We start from the raw sequence: 18,800 nt of genomic DNA, 5'->3' as shown, positions 1-18,800 counted from the left end.
TTAATACTATTAGAATATGACAAGTGAATTCCCTCCTGAATGATGGTTTTGGTCGACTTTAATTCTACAGGGAACCTCACTTGTTTTCTATTATTAAAATAAAAGAAAATAACGCTAGTGATATTCCATCACCTTCTCCAACTTTCGGGAGAAGGTGATTTTCATTCACCAACGTTATAAATTGTACAGCCATTAAAAAGAAGGGACTCGCTGATCGAGTTTCCCTCCTTTTTTTGGCTGAAACATACAGCTTCAGCTTTTTTATTGTCTCTAGCTTCAGGTGCTAGCTCTTTCGATCACTTCAACTTCCTCCTACGCGAGTACCCCCGCTTGTCGGAAGTCCCCAGTGCCGTCGAGAGCTAAACGAGCCCTTCGCTTTTCTTTTAATCCAATATATCGACGTAAGTCTTTTTCTTATGGTGACCGCCAGCAGCTGAATAAACAATTGTACGTATTGCCTTTGCAACCCGACCTTGTTTGCCTATAACTTTTCCTCTGTCTTGCGGATGAACAAAAAGTTTATAAACAATTCGACTTGAATTCTCGTCCGTCTCAATACGAACTTCTTCTGGATAATCGACTAATGGTTTTACGATTGTTTCAATCAGCGCATGCATAGCGGCACCTCCGATTATTTACTGAATTTTTGGTTGTGGAATTTTTCCATGATACCTTGTTCTGAGAACAGGTTACGTACAGTATCAGATGGTTTTGCACCATTAGCTAACCATTGAAGAGCTTTCTCTTCATCGATGTTTAAAGTAGCTGGTGAAGTAAGTGGGTTATAAGTACCAACTGTTTCGATTTGACGTCCGTCACGTGGTGAACGAGAGTCAGCTACTACGATACGATAGAAAGGAGATTTTTTAGCTCCCATACGTTTTAAACGAATTTTAACTGCCATGTTTATTTGCACCTCCGAATAAGTTTCACACAAGATAGTATATTATCAATGTTTGTGTAGTTTGTAAAGTGTTTTTTCTTAACACCTAAAATTTTAGCAAATTTTTTAACTTACTTCAACGATTAGTAAGATTTTAAGTTCAAATATTTAAGATAAATTAGATATTAGTCCTCTTATTTAAACAAAGAATCCAAGCCAGGTAATCTCATTTTTTTCTTACCTTTTCCTTGCGCCATACCTGTCATTTGCTTCATCATTTTTTTCATATCTTCAAATTGCTTTAACAATCTGTTTACTTCCTGGACAGATGTACCAGAACCTTGTGCAATACGTTTTTTACGACTTGCATTCATGATTTCAGGATGTGTTTTTTCAGCAGGCGTCATCGAATAAATAATCGCTTCAACACGCCCCATTTGTTTTTCATCCACCTTCACATTATCAAGGCCTTTAATTTTATTAGCACCTGGTAACATCTTTAACATATCTTCAAGTGGACCCATTTTTTTCACGGCTTGAAGTTGCTCTACGAAGTCATCAAGTGTAAAGCTTTGTGTCATAAATTTTTCCTCAAGCTCTTTCGCTTTTTCCATATCGACATTTGCTTGAGCTTTTTCAATTAATGACAGCACATCACCCATACCTAAAATACGTGAAGCCATACGTTCAGGATGGAATGGTTCCAGTGCATCCATTTTTTCACCCATACCGACAAACTTAATCGGTTTTTCTGTTACAGCACGGATAGATAATGCTGCACCACCACGTGTATCACCATCAAGTTTAGTTAGTACAACACCTGTAATTCCTACCGTTTCATTAAAGCTTTGGGCAACGTTTACCGCATCTTGACCAGTCATCGCATCGACAACTAAAAATACCTCATCCGGTTCTTTTAAAGCCTTAATGTTTTTCAATTCGTCCATTAGTTCTTCATCGATATGTAAACGACCTGCTGTATCGATAATAACAACATCCAAATGTTCTTCCTTTGCATGCTCAATCGCTTGTCGAGCAATTTCAACAGGGGACACATTGTTTCCAAGAGCGAATACAGGAATTGAAAGTTGTTTTCCTAATGTTTCAAGTTGTTGGATCGCCGCTGGACGGTAAATGTCAGCTGCTACTAATAAAGGTTTGCGGTTATACTTTTTACGCAGTACGTTTGCTAACTTACCAGTAGTTGTTGTTTTACCCGCACCTTGTAGACCGACCATCATAATAACAGTTGGCGGTTTTGAATTAAATTTAATTGGGCTTTGTTCCCCACCCATTAATGAAGTTAATTCATCTTGAACGATTTTAATTACTTGTTGACCTGGCGTTAAACTTTTCATTACTTCAGAGCCAACTGCGCGTTCACTTACTTTTTTTACAAAATCTTTAACAACCTTTAAGTTAACGTCTGCCTCAATTAATGCAAGACGAACTTCCCGCATCATCGCTTTAACGTCTTGTTCGGAAACTTTCCCTTTACCTTTAATCTTTTGGATTGTCCCTTGGAGTCGTTCCGCTAATCCTTCAAATGCCATTGTTTAGCCTCCTAATCCGTTTCCTTTAATTGATTAATTAATGCAAGACAATCTTCTTTAGAAGCTTCGTCTTTAATTGCATTCGATAATTGTTCAAGGATAGTTTGACGTTGACCGAATTTTTCAAATAACCGTAATTTTTCTTCATATTCCTCAAGCATTGCTTCTGTACGTCGAATATTATCATATACAGCTTGACGTGAAACTTTATAGCTTTCTGCAATTTCTCCAAGTGACAGATCATCTAAATAGTAAAGTTCCATATAACTACGCTGTTTTTCAGTTAATAATGCTTGATAAAAGTCGAAGAGAAAGTTCATGCGTGTTGTTTTTTCAAGTAGCATCAATATCTCTCCAATCATAATTTGTCTATAGTATCATATACGTTTACACAATTAACTGTCAAGGCGAAATCCTTGATATATTTAAAAAGTACAATTCAGGATAAATACTGAATTGTACTTTTATGCATCTTAAATAGTTGATTTTTGTTCCAGTCGGGCACCTAAACCAGCTAATCATCCATTTTTTCTAATTCTTTTTCCAAGCCTTCTGCAAATAGTCCGTAGACGTAACGCTCTGCGTCAAATGGCTGTAGATCATCCATTTTCTCACCAAGACCAACAAATTTCACCGGAATATGAAGTTTGTTGCGAATCGCTAACACTATACCGCCTTTTGCAGTACCGTCAAGTTTTGTCAATACAATTCCAGTTACATTTGTTGCTTCTTTAAATGTTTGTGCCTGAATTAAGGCATTTTGTCCAGTTGTCGCATCAAGTGCAAGCAACACTTCGTGAGGAGCATTTGGTATTTCCCGAGAAATAACTCGGTGAACTTTTTCAAGCTCTTTCATTAAATTCACTTTATTTTGAAGTCGTCCTGCTGTATCACAAATTAATACATCAACTCCGCGTTTTTTAGCTGCTGCAATCGCATCATAAATGACAGCTGCCGGGTCAGAGCCTTCCGATTGTTTAATAACTTCACAGCCAACACGGTCTCCCCATACTTGCAGCTGATCAATCGCTCCAGCACGGAATGTATCACCTGCTGCAAGTAAAACGCTTTTACCTTGTGTTTTTAAACGATGTGCAAGCTTTCCAATTGTTGTCGTTTTGCCGACACCATTAACCCCAACAAATAATATAACAGTAAGCTCACCCTCTGGCTGCATATTTAATTCCACAATATTTTCTTCGCCAGCTTCATAAATTTCTACTAATTTTTCGGAAATAATCGTTTGGATGCCTTCTGTATCTTTAATATTTTTCCGTTGCACCTCAAAACGCAGTTTATCCATTAAATCCATTACCGTTTCAAAGCCAACATCAGCTTGCAATAAAACCTCTTCTAGTTCTTCGAAGAAATCTTCGTCAACTTTACGGTATCGAGCTACTAAATCATTAACTTTTGAAGTAAAGGAATCACGCGTTTTCGCTAGACCCATTTTAAATTTTTGGGTAATTGACCATGCTGACGGTTTCTTTTCAGTCTCTTGTTCAACTACACTTTCAGAAAGATTGTCTTTTATTGAAGAATCTGTTTTCTCTTCTGTTTGTTCTTCAATAATTTCCAACATTTTTTCCACTGTCTCTTCAACTGTATTAAGTTCTTCATTTTGTTCAACTTTCTCTTGTACATCAGATGAAAGAGATTCCGATGCATCAGCTTCTTCAACATGTTGTTGAACTTTTTCTTCTTCAGCATTACCTATTAATTTTTCCTTCAATCGTTTGAAAAAGCTCATAAAATTCCGCTCCTTTTCCCTATTAGAAAATTTGGCTTATCGCCGAGCATTCTCTGCGATAAGCCCTAGTTGCACTTAAGCAGATAACACAGTGGATACCTTTTTATCTGCTTAGTACTGCTTCTTCTTCAAGTTTTACAGAAACAAGTTTAGAAACACCTGATTCCTGCATTGTAATACCATATAAAACGTCCGCACCTTCCATTGTCCCTTTACGATGCGTAATAACAATAAATTGTGTTTCGCTGCTTAATTTATTCAAATAGTCGCTATAGCGTTGTACATTTGCTTCATCGAGTGCAGCTTCCACTTCATCTAAAATAACAAATGGAACTGGTCGTGTATTCAATATTGCAAATAATAGTGCAATGGCTGTTAGTGCTCTTTCTCCACCAGAAAGCAAACTTAAGTTTTGAAGTTTTTTTCCGGGTGGCTGCGCTACAATCTCAATGCCGGTTTCAAGTAAATTATCTGGATCAAGCAATACTAAATCAGCCTGTCCACCGCCAAACAGCTCTCGGAATACAAATCTAAACTGTTCCTGAATCATCGTAAATGATTCTCTAAAACGACTAGACATTTCTTCATCCATTTCTCTAATTGCTTCATGTAATGTCTCTTGTGCTTCGATTAAATCATTTCGTTGCTCAGTTAAGAATGTGTGTCTTTCTAAAACACGATCATATTCTTCAATGGCAGTTAAGTTTACAGGGCCAAGCTCTTCTATAGATTGTTTTAAAAGTTTTACTTTTCGGCGGACTTGGTCAACATCTTCAATGTCAATCGCTTGCTGCGCGGCTTCTTCAAAGTCAAGTTCATACTGCTCATCTAATTGTGTATGTAAACGATTGATTTCAAATTCCATTCGACTTCGTTTTACTTCAATTGCTCTCAAGCTTTCCATAAATCCTTTATGAACACGCTGTAATTCTTTTAACTGTTCTTCAAGCAGGGATAATTTTTGCTGTTGTTCTAAACGAGCCTGTCGATTTTTTTGTATTTCATTCGTTAGTGTCTCTTTTTTAGACGCCCATTCTTGAACAGTTTTTTCAATTTCCTCATCAGAAGGACCGTCGCTATCATTCTGCTGTATCCATTTAATTTCTTGCGCAATAGATTCTAGTTGTTGTTTTGCTTTTGTTCGCTTTAATGCTAGCTCAGCCGTTGAAATTTGCAATTGGCTAAGCTGTTCTTGAACGACGGCAAGCTCTGAACGTTTTTGTGCAGACTGCTCACGCAAGTCATCTTTTTCTGTTTCACTTTTTGATTTTAATTGAGTAAGTTGCTCTACTTGGTTGTTAATATCATCGAGTTCCAACTTTAGTTGCTCTAGACGCTTTATAGCCTGTTTTTTTTGTTGTAAAAGAGAAGTTTTTCTTGATGTTGCTGACGACTGTTCAGAAGTTGCGTTATTAACTGTCATTTTTAGATTTTTTTCTTCAACTTCTAATTCAAGTAATTTAGCTCGATGCTCTACCTCTTCTTGACGAAGTGCATCTCCTTCAACCTTTAAAGCCTCTAATTGTTCTCGCAACTGTGCCAACAGTTGTTTTTCTGATGCGACTGATTTTTCAGCTTGAACAATAGAAGCATCCATTTGTGAAAGCTTCTCTGTCAATTGATCCAGCTCCGCTTTACGAGAAAATAAAGAGGATTGCTGCTTTGATGCACCACCTGTTAGAGAACCTCCGGCATTAACGATATCTCCTTCAAGTGTCACAACACGGTATTTGAAACCGCAGCTTCTTGCGATTTGGCTTGCACCTTCAAGATTTGAAGCAACTAAGACATTACCTAATAAATTCTCAACTATACTGCGATTTTCTTCATCAAAATTCACAAGTTCATAGGCAAGGCTTACAAAAGCAGGGTGTTCAGTAGCTGAAGCTAGTTGAGAAGGTAGCAATTTTCGGGACTTCATAACAGTTTTAGGTAAAAATGTTGCTCGTCCAATTCGTTTTTGTTTTAACCAGCCAATTGCTCTTTGCGCATGTTGCTCCGTTTCCGTAACTATATGTTGGGAGGCAGCGCCTAAAGCCGTTTCAATAGCTTTAGAGTACTTTCCATCAACTTGAATTAACTCTGCAACTGCCCCCTCAATTCCAGGTAGCTCTCCTCGATCACGAGCCAACAAAATCTCTTTTACTCCTTGGAAGAATCCTGAAAAATCAGCTTCAAGCTCTGCTAAAGTATCTTTTCTTGCTTTAAGTTGCTGCTGATGTTGATAGGCTTGATACAATAACTGTTGTTTCTCGTCAAATGATGATGAAGCACCCTTCAGTTGAATTTGTATTAATTCATATTGCTCAAGTTTTTCTTTAACTTGTAACTCAACTTTTTGCAAAATCTTTTGAAGCTGCTGTTTCAACTCGCTAACTTGTTCAAGCTTTTTAGCCATTTCTGATGATCGATCACTCATTCTATCAGCCGTTTCTTGGTGTAATGCAAGCTGCTGCTCTATATGCTTTAATTCGTTTCTAACAGTTGCTTCTTCATTTAATAAATCGATATATTTATTTTTTGATTGCTCAATTTCTTGCTCAATTTCTATTGCTGATGAATTTAATGTCAGTTCAATTTGTTTTATGTCATTTTTTAATTGTTGAACTTCTTTTTGCTTTTCTGCAAACTGTAATTTCTTTTCCTGTTCACTTGCAGTTAATTCATTCTCTTCTTCAGTGGCTTGCTGTAATGAAATTTGCAATTGTTTTAACTGTTTTTCAGCATTCAATCGCTTTTCTTTCATCAAAGCTTTGCGGCCTTCCCATCGTTCAACTTCAGAGCTTGCTTCAACTAATTGCTCTTGTGCAGCATCTAATACTTCATCAATGTCTTTTAATTTTCCACGAATACCATCTACTTGGGCTTCAAAATTTGAAATTTCCAATGCATGCTGATGTTCAGTTTTTCTTAAATCCTCATGCTCACTATTTACAGCTTGTAAATCAGCTGAGTAGTTTGTTAAATCGTTTACAATTAAGGCAATATCAAATTCTCTTAATTCTTCTGACATTCTTACATAATCTTTTGCTGCCGATGCTTGAATTTGTAATGGTTCTAGACGACTATCAAGTTCATGCAAAATATCTAAAACGCGGTGTAAGTTTTCATCTGTTTCAACAAGTTTATGTTCTGCTTTTTTCTTTCGCAGTTTATATTTTAAAACTCCAGCAGCTTCTTCAAATATCGTTCTGCGATCATCTGGTCGACTGTTTAAAATTTCATCTACGCGTCCTTGAGAAATAATAGAAAACGCTTCTTTCCCTAGACCAGAATCTAAAAATAAGTCCGTAATATCCTTCAGGCGACATTGCTGATTGTTTAGCAAATATTCGCTATCACCTGAACGATACACACGTCTTGTCACACTTATTTCTGTATAGGGCATTGCAACCTGTTCATCTTCATTATCTAAAACAAGCGTCACTTCTGCAAAATTCAGTGGCTTCCTTGAATCACTTCCAGCAAAAATAACATCTTCCATTTTGGATCCGCGCAGTGATTTCGCTGATTGTTCCCCCAACACCCACCGAATGGCATCTGTAACATTACTTTTCCCACTGCCATTAGGTCCTACAACTGCTGTTACACCAGGAACAAAATCAATACCAATACGATCAGCAAACGATTTAAAGCCAATTACTTCAAGTCGTTTAAGGAACATACTATTCCTCCTTGTGCAAAGACTGATTTAAAGTTACCATTGCGTTTTGAGCTGCTTGCTGTTCAGCCTCTTTCTTCGATTTACCTCGTCCAATTCCGAGTTCTTGATTATTTAATAAAACACGGGAGACGAATGTACGATTATGTGCCGGTCCTTTCTCGTCTACAATTTCATAATGCAGTACACCATTATTTGATTGTTGAACCATTTCTTGCAATTGACTTTTAAAATCCATCACATGCGAAAAAGCACCGACTTCTACTTTAGGGAAAACAATTCTTTCTAAAAATTCAACTACTATATCTAACCCTTGATCTAAATAGAGAGCTCCAATAAATGATTCAAAAACGTCTGCTAAAAGTGCAGGGCGCTCACGACCACCAGTAAGCTCTTCACCTTTTCCTAATAAGACGTATTTGCCGAAGTTTAGTTCATTTGCGAAGATAACAAGTGAAGGTTCACAAACGATTGAAGCACGGAGCTTTGTTAACTCTCCCTCACTCATATGTGGATATCTTTCGAAAAGGTATTTAGATACAGATAGTTCAAGAACTGCGTCTCCTAAAAACTCAAGTCGTTCATTGTCAGTAAAAAGTTTGCGACGATGCTCATTCACATAGGATGAATGCGTAAATGCTTGATAGAGTATGGATTTGTTTCGAAAATAAATATTGAGTTCCTCTTGTAAAAATTCAAATTGGCTTTTAATTTTTTCAGGTAGCACACCAATTTTATGATTACTTCCTTTTTTTCGTATTGTCATGAACAATCTGCCTTCCTAATAGATTCTAACGTTTAGTTTACCTTGTTATGTATGAGAAATTCAACTTTTCTTTAATAAGAAAAGCGGAGAACGCTCGTTAAGCTCCGACAACAACTGGAAGATCCGACAAAAGGGCGCTTTTTGCCCTTGCCGGAGGATCTGAAGTTGTCGAGGAGCTAGCGTTCGCAGCTAGACATCTTGAAAAGCGGAGGCGGCTCGTTTACAACCGACAAGCGCTCGCCGACAAAACCGCCACATCGTGTAGCATTGTCAGCACTAGCCCATCCATGTGCGTCGGAGAGCCCGAATCGAAAACGTCTTTTCAGTTTTCGACCGAGGGCAGACCGCGACCTCGAGGGTGTAGCCGCCGTAGCTAGACATTTTTTAGAAAAGCGGAGAACGCTCGTCCAGCTCCGACAACAACTGGCCGACAAAAGCGCCACGTCGTATGTCTTGTCGGCACTAGCATATCCGTATGCGTCAGAAGATCCGGCAAAAGGGCGCTTTTGCCCTTGCAGGAGGATTTGAAGTTGTCGAGGATAGCGTTCACAGCTACAACTATTTAAACAATGAAAAGAGGCACTATTTTGCACTTTAATAAATGCGAAATTTGTGCCTCTAACTATTTTAGCTTACTTTGCCTTCAATGTAACTGATAGCATCGCCAACAGTTGCGATTTTTTCTGCATCTTCGTCTGAAATTTCCATATCAAACTCATCTTCAAGTTCCATAACTAATTCAACAACGTCTAATGAGTCTGCACCTAAATCTTCACGGAAAGAAGCTTCTAATTTCACTTCGCTTTCGTCAACGCCTAAACGGTCAACGACAACTTTTGTAACACGTTCTAATACTGTAGCCAAGTCGGTCACCTCCCCTCAAATAGTATACATAAAAAAGGCAGTAGTTCAAAGTGTGTGACAACAAAATTATGCATTACATAATAATTTTTGTTAAAATCCAACATCACAAAAGGATATTAGAATTTTTTACATGTGCATACCGCCATCAATGTGTAATGTTTGGCCAGTCATATAATTTGAATCCTCAGAAGCTAAGAATACAACTGCTTTTGCAATATGTTCTGGCTCTCCAAGACTGCCAAGTGGAATTTGAGATAACATTGAGCTCTTAACTTCTTCTGGAAGTGCATCTGTCATTTCAGTTGTAATAAACCCAGGAGCAATTGCATTTACTAAAATATTACGGGAAGCAAGCTCTCTTGCAGTTGTTTTCGTTAATCCAATAACACCGGCCTTTGCAGCAACATAATTTGCCTGACCCGCATTACCCATAACACCAACAATTGAAGTAATGTTGATGATGCGACCGGAGCGCTGTTTCATCATTTGGCGTGTCACTGCTTTTGTACAAAGGAATACACCTTTTAAATTGGTATTAATGACATCATCCCATTCCTCTTCCTTCATACGCATAATGAGATTATCACGTGTAATTCCTGCATTGTTAACCAAAATATCGATTGAGCCAAATTGTTCGATAGCAGCATTCATTAAGCTTTGTACAGACTCATTATCTGCTACATTGGCTTGTACAGCAATAGCTTTTGCTCCTAAGCTGTTTATTTCTTCAACAACTTGTTGTGCTTTTTGCTCACTTCCACTGAAATTTACAACAACGTTTGCTCCCTCTGAAGCAAGTTGTAATGCAATAGCTCGGCCAATCCCTCTTGAAGCACCTGTTACAACTGCAGTTTTTCCATCTAATTTACCCAATTTATTCACCCCTTAAAGATTCGACTACTTCGTTAAATGAAGCTTCATCATACACACAAAATGTTTTAACGGAACGATCTACTTTCTTCACTAAGCCAGAAAGAACTTTTCCTGGACCACACTCTATGAATGTCGTCACACCTAGCTCTAACATTTTACGGACATCATCTTCCCATAAAACAGGACTGTAAACTTGTTCAACCATTTCCTTTTTAATTTCAACGGCATCCTGTAAAAGTTCTGCTTTCACATTGCTAATAATAGGTGTTGTCGGAGTTTGAATATCGATATTTTCAATTTCTTGTTCTAACTTCACAGCCGCTTCTTTCATTAGCGATGAGTGGAAAGGCCCACTAACAACTAATGGAATCGCTCTTTTTGCACCAGCCTCTTTTGCTGCTGTTGATGCCTTTTCAACACCAAGCTTTGTTCCTGAAATAACTATTTGACCAGGACAATTTAAGTTTGCAAGCTGCACTGTCTCTCCTTGTGCAGATACTTGTTCACAAACCTCTCTTAAACTATCAGCTTCCATACCTAGAATTGCAGCCATTGCGCCTTGACCAGCAGGAACGGCTTCATTCATAAACAATCCACGTTTATGAACAGTTTTTACAGCATCTTCAAATGAAAGTGCCCCAGAAGTTACGAATGCACTGTATTCACCTAATGAATGACCAGCTGTATAATCAGGTTGAATTCCTGCTTTAATTAATTTTTGTGCAATCATGACGCCAGTAGTTAATAATGCAGGCTGGGCATTATAAGTTAACGTTAATTCTTCGGCAGGACCCTCTAACATTAACTTTGATAATTCAAATTGTAATACTTCATCAGCTTTATCATAAAAGGCTTTGCTTTCTTCACTATTTTGAATAAATTCTGAGCCCATTCCAACTTGTTGTGAACCTTGTCCAGGAAAAATAAAAGCTATTTTTGTCATTTTGTATCCCCTTTTCTAATCCATTATTACTCCTTAGTTTGGAGAAATTGTCGTTTTAATCACATCAACTACATCATGCTCTACCATAATAGATGCCTGACGTATCGCACTATAAATAGCTCTAGCATTAGATGATCCATGTGCTTTAACGACCGGCGCCTGCAGACCGAATAGTGCAGCCCCGCCATGCTCTGAATAATCCAGTTTACCTTTAAGATTCTTCAACTCATTTTTCATTAATAGAGCGCTAATTTTTGTTTTACTAGAAGCCATAAAAGCATCCTTTAGCATAGACATTATTGCTCCGGCAGTTCCTTCAATCGATTTCAAAACCATATTTCCAGTAAAGCCATCTGTTACAACTACATCCGCCACATTGTTTAATAAATCTCTAGCTTCTACATTGCCAATAAAGTTTAAATCTGTTTCTTTTAACTGGCCGAATACTGCCTTTGTTAACTCGTTTCCTTTTTTCTCTTCTGTCCCGATATTTAATAGACCAACACGGGGTTTCTCAATTCCACGTACTTTTTGAGCATAAATATTCCCCATAATTGCGTATTGCACTATATTTTCTGGCTTTGCATCGGAATTCGCACCTAAATCAAGCATTAAAAATCCTTTACCATCGATTGTCGGTAAAGTTGTTGCTAATGCAGGGCGAGAAACCCCTTCAATACGACCTATTTTAAATAATCCACCAGCCATTAATGCACCTGTATTGCCGGCTGATAAACAAGCATCTGCACGACCTTCTTCTACAGCTTCCAACATTTTTGCCATAGAGGAGTCTTTTTTACGGCGAACTGCACGAGCAGGATCATCTTCCCCTTCTACTACTTCCTCACAATGTATTACCGTCAAGCGGTCATGTTCTTTTAGGAAAGGTTGTAATTGTTGCTGATGTCCATAAAGCTGTACTTCAATATTTGGAAAGTCTTCTAGTGCGAGTAATACACCTTCAACGATTGCTTTTGGCGCATGATCTCCACCCATACCGTCAATTGCTAATTTCATTATTGTCACCTGAGCCTTTCGTGCGATACATTTCAAATTCGCCTTTAAATACAGTTTCATTATTAACTGTTGATATTACTTCTATATATGTACGATTTTTTTCATTATGTTGTCCGCGTACAATCGCTTTCGTAATGACACGGTCACCTGCTTTTACAGGATTAATAAAGATGACATTTGCTTTTACAGTTAACGCTAGTTCATCGTTTATAACTGCTACGGCTAAAGAGTTCGCCTGTGCAAATAAATGATGTCCCCTTGCAATGCCATTTCGCTGAAAAACATGTTCTTCCTTAACATCGAAAATTGAGATTGCCTGCTTATCTAATTCTATATCAATAATTTCTCCAATCACTTCGTCCAAGGGCAGAGATTTTACTTCATTTTCATAATTTCTTTCAGCAACATCCTTTATACGTTCACGCAATTCAGGAATAGCTAGTTCCATTCGATCCAGGCGAATGGTTTGAACACTGACTCCAAACTGAGAAGCTAACTGTTCATCAGTGACGAATGGGTTGTTTTCTATTGTTTCAGTAAGTAGCCTTTGTCGTTCTTTTTTTGTTCGCTTCATATCACTCGTCACCCACTTAAATAATTTTAGCACTTGGTACTAATACCAGTATACATATCCTCAAAAAAGAACGCAACAAAAATTGTTGCGTTCTACATGTTAATCAATCCGTTCACCGTTGAGAACACCTGTCTCCTCTAACATTTCCCTTAAATGTCGATAATCATCGCCTGTCCAAAATGCTTCGTCATAAATTAGTTTTGCAGCATCTTGTCTTGCAACCTCTAACGTACGATAATCATGTACTAAATCAGCAAGTTTGAAATCTGGCAAACCACTTTGTTTTTTTCCAAAGATATCTCCAGAACCCCGTAGCTCTAAATCCTTTTCTGCTAGCTTAAATCCGTCGTTTGTTTGTGTCATTGACAACATGCGTTCTTTTCCTTCATCACTTTTAGGATCAGCTAGTAATACACAATACGATTGATGTTCTCCTCGACCAACTCGGCCGCGCAATTGATGGAGCTGTGCCAGTCCAAATCGATCCGCATCATAAATTACCATAAATGAAGCGTTTGGCACATTTACACCAACCTCGACTACCGTTGTAGATACTAATACATCAATTTTCCCTTCAGTAAATTCACGCATTACTGCATCTTTTTCATCAGGATGTAGTCTTCCGTGCATTAATCCAATTTTATATCGACCATGAAAAATCGTTGCAAGCTGCTCGTATACATCAACCGCATTTTGCACATCTAATTTATCCGATTCCTCTATTAACGGACAAATTACATATGCTTGTCTACCTTGACGCAGTTCCTGTTCCATTTTTGATAAGACCGAATTTAATTGTTCATTTTTTAACCAATGAGTTTCAATTTGTTTTCTACCTGCTGGTAATTCATCAATAATGGAAACATCCATTTCACCAAAGGCAGTAATAGCAAGAGTTCGGGGAATTGGAGTAGCCGTCATAAAGAGAACATCAGGATTCATGCCTTTATCTCTTAAAATTCTACGCTGCTCAACTCCAAATCGGTGCTGCTCATCTGTAATGACAAATCCTAGATTAGAAAAAACGACATCAGGTTGAATTAGAGCATGAGTCCCTATCAAAATATCGATTTCTCCATTATGTAATTGCTCTAAGATAATTCTTCTTTCTTTTGTTTTTGTTGAACCTGAAAGTAAAGCAACGCGTACACCAATCGGTTCAAACCAATTTTTTAAAGATTCAGCATGCTGTTCAGCTAAAATTTCGGTCGGAGCCATTAATGCCCCTTGAAAGCCCGCTGTAACAGCTGCATAAAGTCCAATCGCCGCAACAATTGTTTTTCCTGAACCAACATCTCCCTGCAACAGCCGATTCATTCGATGAGGTTCTTTTAAGTCCTTGCAAATTTCATTCACAACACGCTGCTGCGCCTTTGTTAACGTAAACGGTATCATTTTAATGAATTCACGAAGCTTTTGCAAATCATATTGAATCGCTAGACCTCGTTCATTTTCTTTCCTTGCTTTTCTTAATGCTTGTATTCGCAATTGAAAATATAACAGCTCTTCATAAACAAACCGTCTTCTCGCTTGTTTGGCATGCTCACTATCCTTTGGAAAATGCACACCTTCCAGCGCATCTATTATAGATAGCAATTTATATTGCTCGATTAAATGCGGCGGAAGGGTTTCTTTCATTTCTTTACCGACTACATCTAAAGCCTGTCGCATATATTTGCGAAATTTATTTTGATGGATGGAGCCCTTCAAGCTATAAACCGGTTCAAAATCGACACTATCAGTTTTAGGTCCGAATTTAATTGACGTACCGTTAATTACTTGTCTTCCTCGATCCCATTTTCCTGATACTGTAACAATCGCACCTGGAGTCAGCTTTGTCCGCAAATAATTTTGATTAAAGAAAACCACTTTTATTAAATGTCTTCCTGCTAATACAGTTACTTGAATTCTCGATTTATTTTTTCCTAAATAAAGAACAGAAGGTACACTTTCTACTCTTGCTTCAATTGTAACCTTCTCATTATGCGGAGTGGCAGCCAAATCTTTTAGCCGATAATCTTCATGCCGATAAGGAAACGTCCATATTAAATCGTTTATTGTAAAAATGCCCATATCACCAAGATGTTCAGCAGTTTCTTTTCCGATTCCTTTTAATGATGTGACCGGCTCTAATATTACGCTACTCACCCTTCAATACAACTCCTAAAAAATTAATTGTGAATGTTTTTAGTGTAGGAGTGAGCAAAGTTTTAATGCATTGATGCATATTAGCTTCCCCCTTCTTCTAATTACTTTCTTATTCTTTTGTAAACCAACCTGAACATTTTAATAATATTATATACTTTTTCTATTTTGGGTTGATAGTGATTTAATCTATCCTATAACTTTAGTTGTTTAATATAAAACTAAATACATGTTATGGATAGCAGCGTGTAATATGTAAAATAAAGTTATTTAAAAATAAAAAAGGAATTTTTTAATATAACCATTTAAATTTTTACATTTTTAGACTTTCTTATTTTTGGAATCGTCTAAGTTGGGAAGGGAGGGCTTCTATCGTGCAACTAGATGATGAAAGGTTTCAATCAATTATTAATGAACATAATGATTATTTACTTCAGCTAACCTATCTTTACGTAAAAGATTGGAACACTGCAGAAGATATTGTTCAAGAAGTTTTTATTAATTATTGGATGAAGGAAGAACAATTTCAAGCTCAATCAAGCCTGCGAACTTACTTAACCAGAATTGCGATTAATCGTTGTAAAGACTATTTAAAAAGCTGGCGGTACAGAACGCAAACATTAACAAATGTTTTTACTGGAATGATTCGCCCGAAAAATCAACTGATTTTGCAAGACGAACAATTGATATTAGCAGATGCTGTCTTAGCATTACCAATTAAATTTCGTGAGGTTATTATTCTTTATTATTTTAAAGAGTTAACTATCCGTGAAATTGCAGTAATTATAAATACTTCAGAAAGTACGATTAAATATCGGCTGAGATCTGCTAAAGAGCGTTTGAAGGCAAAGTTATCCACTCAACAATGGGAGGTGTTAACAAGTGAATGAGATTAAGAGACAATTACAATTAAAAGTTGGCGATACAACCCAACAACAGCAAAATGTTATTCAAAAGATCAGTGCACAGTATCCAATTCGTACAAAAAAGAATAATGCCTTTTTTCCTGCGTTCATTAGTTTTGCACTTTTAGTAGGGGCTTGTCTATTTGTATTTTCATATATTGGCGAGAAGCAATCACGTACTCCCCCTAATGAGATTGTTGCAACAACAGTTGAACAGGAAAAAGACAATGAAAACAATACGACTTTACTTTTAACAGAAGAGCAGAAGAAAGAATATTATAAGCAATATAAGGAAATTATGGACAAAGTCAATGAGAAGAAACTCGGCCTCGGATTAGAAGTTGCCCCGATGGAAAGCTTCGAAGAATCCGATTGGGTGGAACCAAAGGACTACGAAAAAATGGTAAATAGTATTGTAGAGGATTTTTTAGCAACAGAACGTGAAAAAAAAGCTGCACTATCACGATATCTTGAAGAAACTGTAACGAATCTAGATGGCGAAACGACAAAACCAATCTATGTGTACTTCTCTGGTTTAATGATAAAGATTAAAATGACAGCTAATTTTGTAACACAATATAACGCAGAGTATGATCGACAATTGTTTATAGCAGTTAATGATATATCAACACAATTAGCAGACAAAAAAGGAACGTGGGAGCAAACTTCCTCAAAAGCTTCTTTAATTGATGGTGGTAAAACTTATAGTATACGTATTGAGGGGATTTTCTATTTTAATGGCATAACTTATGAAAAAGCATTTACAATTGAATTTAGTTGTGATGAATTCGGTAATATATATTAGTTTTCTTCAAATAAGTAATCAAAAAAACACGCCATTCTTTTATGAATAGCGTGTTTTAAATTTACTTATTGTTGAAGCGACTTAATACTCTCTAATTTTCCATTGTCTAAGATTGCCTTGCTAATGGCTTTCCCAGTAGGTGTTGCAGCAAGCCCTCCGCGAGCTGTTTCTTTTAAACTAGGGTGCATTGATTGGCCAATTCTAAACATTGCACCAATTACTTCATCACATGGTATACGGCTTGTAATACCTGCTAATGCCATATCAGCAGCAACCATTGCATTGGCTGCACCCATTGCATTGCGTTTTACACATGGGACTTCTACAAGGCCTGCAACTGGATCACAAACTAAACCAAGCATATTTTTTAACGTAATCGCAAAGGCTTCTGAACTTTGAGCAGGTGTACCACCAGCCATTTCTACAATTGCTGCAGCAGCCATTCCGGCAGCAGAACCTACCTCCGCCTGGCAGCCTCCAGCAGCTCCAGATATCGATGCATTATTTGCAACAACAAAGCCAAAAGCACCCGATGTAAATAAAAATCGTATCATTTGCTCGCGGCTTGGATTTAATTTATTTTTTACAGCAAATAAAGTTCCCGGTACTACCCCAGCTGAACCAGCAGTAGGCGTTGCACAAATTGTTCCCATAGCAGCATTTACTTCATTTGTTGCAACCGCTTTACTTACAGCATCCAATAATAAATCTCCAGATAGACTATTACCTTTAGCGATATAATTTTGTAATAAAACTGCATCTCCGCCAGTTAAACCTGTGACAGACTGAACCCCTTTTAAGCCTCGCTCTACTGCTTCCTCCATCACAGTTAAATTCCTATCCATTTGTTTGAAAATTTGTTCACGTGTACGACCACTCATTTGAATTTCTTGTTCAATCATGATTTCAGAAATGAGCTTATTTTCTTTTTCAGCAAGTTCAATTAATTCTCTTACATTATGGAATAATACGTCCAATTAGCTCACTCCTTAATTATTAATTTTCGATACTTTTGTTATATTTGGAATATAAGAGATTTGTTGAATAATTCGATCGTCTATATTTTGATCGACTTCAATTACCATTAAGGCAGTTAAACCTCGCTCAATTCTGGATACTTCCATATGACCAATATTAACATTATGCATTGCTAAACAATTTGCCACATTTGCAATGCAGCCAGCTCGATCATCATGAACAACTAAAAGCGCTGGCATACCACCAGTTAATCTTAGTTTAAAGCCATTGACTTCACTAATTTCAATTTTACCACCACCAATGGAAATCCCTTCCACTGACATTTCACCGTCATCATCACCCATGACAATACGAGCAGTATTAGGGTGTTCTTTATTTGCCGTTTCTGGTATAAATTCAAATTCTAGTCCTTCCATTTTGGCATGTTCAAATGCACTTTTAATTCTTTCGTCAAATGTATCAAAATCCAGCAATCCACCGACGATAGCCACATCCGTCCCATGACCTCGATAAGTTTCTGCAAATGAACCGTACAGATGGATTTTTGCCCATTTCGGCTTTCTGCCAAACAAATCTCTAGCAGCCCTGCCTATTCGCGCCGCACCAGCTGTATGAGAAGATGATGGCCCGATCATAATAGGTCCAATGATGTCAAAAACTGAAGTAAATTTCATCCGACTTCCCTCCTTAAAAATATAGATCTAACCATTTAACATCAAAATATGAGCAACGAGCTATATATGAAATTATTATATTGTAAGCCTAGTTTATCACGAACGTTCTTCACCCTTCAAAATAAATAATATTCAAATAAATCAACTAGAAATTTCCCTATTTCGCTTAATAAAAAGACATTCCAGCTCTTTTTATACTAAATTATAAATCCATAATAATTTCCTTCGTCATAGCAGAACGCAACCTCGAAAGGCTAATAACTTATAGACATCTCCAAAAGATTACATAATAAACAATCATGAGTTTTTTACACCCAACCCTGGCATGAAAATAAGTACCTTCGGTTCATAATGGTAATGACACAAACAGGATGTAAGACGTGGCTTTTTTTGGTGGCTTTGACCCTGT

Annotated in this window: 17 protein-coding genes; 2 read left to right on the top strand and 15 right to left on the bottom strand. The window is 37.3% G+C overall.

Translation table 11 applies throughout. From position 1 onward, the window contains the following. Positions 1 to 383: 383 nt before the first annotated feature. The 13 genes from EKG35_RS17595 to recG form a co-directional block, all read right to left on the bottom strand. Positions 384 to 617 carry a KH domain-containing protein gene (locus EKG35_RS17595; RefSeq protein ID WP_126295849.1) on the bottom strand — a complete coding sequence of 78 codons (234 nt, stop codon included), beginning with the start codon at positions 615 to 617 and terminating at the stop codon, positions 384 to 386. A 14-nt stretch (positions 618 to 631) separates the two neighbouring features. Next, the gene (rpsP, locus tag EKG35_RS17590) at positions 632 to 904 is read right to left on the bottom strand and encodes a 30S ribosomal protein S16 (RefSeq protein WP_126295848.1); all 273 of its coding nucleotides are present in this window, start codon (positions 902 to 904) and stop codon (positions 632 to 634) included. A 173-nt stretch (positions 905 to 1,077) separates the two neighbouring features. Then, positions 1,078 to 2,436 carry a signal recognition particle protein gene (gene ffh / locus EKG35_RS17585; protein WP_126295847.1) on the bottom strand — a complete coding sequence of 453 codons (1,359 nt, stop codon included), beginning with the start codon at positions 2,434 to 2,436 and terminating at the stop codon, positions 1,078 to 1,080. A gap of 11 nt (positions 2,437 to 2,447) precedes the next feature. Further along, positions 2,448 to 2,780, bottom strand: a complete 333-nt coding sequence (locus EKG35_RS17580; RefSeq protein WP_126295846.1) for a putative DNA-binding protein — start codon at positions 2,778 to 2,780, stop codon at positions 2,448 to 2,450. 170 nt (positions 2,781 to 2,950) lie between these two features. Continuing rightward, positions 2,951 to 4,186, bottom strand: coding sequence for a signal recognition particle-docking protein FtsY (ftsY, locus tag EKG35_RS17575; RefSeq protein ID WP_126295845.1), 1,236 nt, complete (start codon positions 4,184 to 4,186; stop codon positions 2,951 to 2,953). Between the two features lie 103 nt (positions 4,187 to 4,289). Continuing rightward, positions 4,290 to 7,850 (bottom strand): chromosome segregation protein SMC, encoded by a 3,561-nt coding sequence (gene smc / locus EKG35_RS17570; protein WP_126295844.1) that lies wholly within the window; start codon positions 7,848 to 7,850, stop codon positions 4,290 to 4,292. A 1-nt stretch (position 7,851) separates the two neighbouring features. Then, on the bottom strand, positions 7,852 to 8,613 hold the full coding sequence (rnc, locus tag EKG35_RS17565) for a ribonuclease III (RefSeq protein WP_126295843.1): 762 nt from the start codon (positions 8,611 to 8,613) through the stop codon (positions 7,852 to 7,854). Between the two features lie 627 nt (positions 8,614 to 9,240). Further along, positions 9,241 to 9,477 carry an acyl carrier protein gene (acpP, locus tag EKG35_RS17560; RefSeq protein ID WP_126295842.1) on the bottom strand — a complete coding sequence of 79 codons (237 nt, stop codon included), beginning with the start codon at positions 9,475 to 9,477 and terminating at the stop codon, positions 9,241 to 9,243. Between the two features lie 126 nt (positions 9,478 to 9,603). Continuing rightward, positions 9,604 to 10,350 (bottom strand): 3-oxoacyl-[acyl-carrier-protein] reductase, encoded by a 747-nt coding sequence (gene fabG, locus EKG35_RS17555; protein WP_126295841.1) that lies wholly within the window; start codon positions 10,348 to 10,350, stop codon positions 9,604 to 9,606. Between the two features lies 1 nt (position 10,351). Next, the gene (gene fabD / locus EKG35_RS17550; RefSeq protein ID WP_126295840.1) at positions 10,352 to 11,293 is read right to left on the bottom strand and encodes an ACP S-malonyltransferase; all 942 of its coding nucleotides are present in this window, start codon (positions 11,291 to 11,293) and stop codon (positions 10,352 to 10,354) included. Positions 11,294 to 11,326: 33 nt separating this feature from the next. Continuing rightward, positions 11,327 to 12,310, bottom strand: a complete 984-nt coding sequence (gene plsX, locus EKG35_RS17545; RefSeq protein WP_126295850.1) for a phosphate acyltransferase PlsX — start codon at positions 12,308 to 12,310, stop codon at positions 11,327 to 11,329. After that, a complete protein-coding gene (gene fapR, locus EKG35_RS17540; RefSeq protein ID WP_126295839.1) occupies positions 12,294 to 12,884 on the bottom strand; it encodes a transcription factor FapR in 591 nt (196 codons plus the stop codon). Before fapR ends, plsX begins: the two co-directional genes overlap by 17 nt. Before the next feature lie 99 nt (positions 12,885 to 12,983). Continuing rightward, positions 12,984 to 15,032, bottom strand: a complete 2,049-nt coding sequence (recG, locus tag EKG35_RS17535) for an ATP-dependent DNA helicase RecG (protein WP_126295838.1) — start codon at positions 15,030 to 15,032, stop codon at positions 12,984 to 12,986. A gap of 371 nt (positions 15,033 to 15,403) precedes the next feature. On the opposite strand from recG, the gene EKG35_RS17530 reads away from it, so the two are divergent. Then, complete coding sequence (locus tag EKG35_RS17530) at positions 15,404 to 15,919, top strand: sigma-70 family RNA polymerase sigma factor (RefSeq protein ID WP_126295837.1); 516 nt, start codon at positions 15,404 to 15,406, stop codon at positions 15,917 to 15,919. After that, positions 15,912 to 16,739 carry a hypothetical protein gene (locus tag EKG35_RS17525; protein ID WP_126295836.1) on the top strand — a complete coding sequence of 276 codons (828 nt, stop codon included), beginning with the start codon at positions 15,912 to 15,914 and terminating at the stop codon, positions 16,737 to 16,739. Before EKG35_RS17530 ends, EKG35_RS17525 begins: the two co-directional genes overlap by 8 nt. 65 nt (positions 16,740 to 16,804) lie before the next feature. Here the strand turns inward: EKG35_RS17525 and sdaAA are convergent, their stop codons facing one another. Further along, positions 16,805 to 17,716 (bottom strand): L-serine ammonia-lyase, iron-sulfur-dependent, subunit alpha, encoded by a 912-nt coding sequence (sdaAA, locus tag EKG35_RS17520; RefSeq protein WP_126295835.1) that lies wholly within the window; start codon positions 17,714 to 17,716, stop codon positions 16,805 to 16,807. 12 nt (positions 17,717 to 17,728) lie between these two features. Further along, complete coding sequence (gene sdaAB, locus EKG35_RS17515) at positions 17,729 to 18,391, bottom strand: L-serine ammonia-lyase, iron-sulfur-dependent subunit beta (RefSeq protein ID WP_126295834.1); 663 nt, start codon at positions 18,389 to 18,391, stop codon at positions 17,729 to 17,731. Positions 18,392 to 18,800 lie beyond the last annotated feature (409 nt).

Source organism: Lysinibacillus telephonicus (assembly GCF_003966145.1).
GTDB lineage: Bacteria > Bacillota > Bacilli > Bacillales_A > Planococcaceae > Ureibacillus > Ureibacillus telephonicus.
The sequence above is the reverse complement of the archived record's forward strand: the minus strand, read 5'-3'. Positions and strand labels throughout refer to the sequence as shown.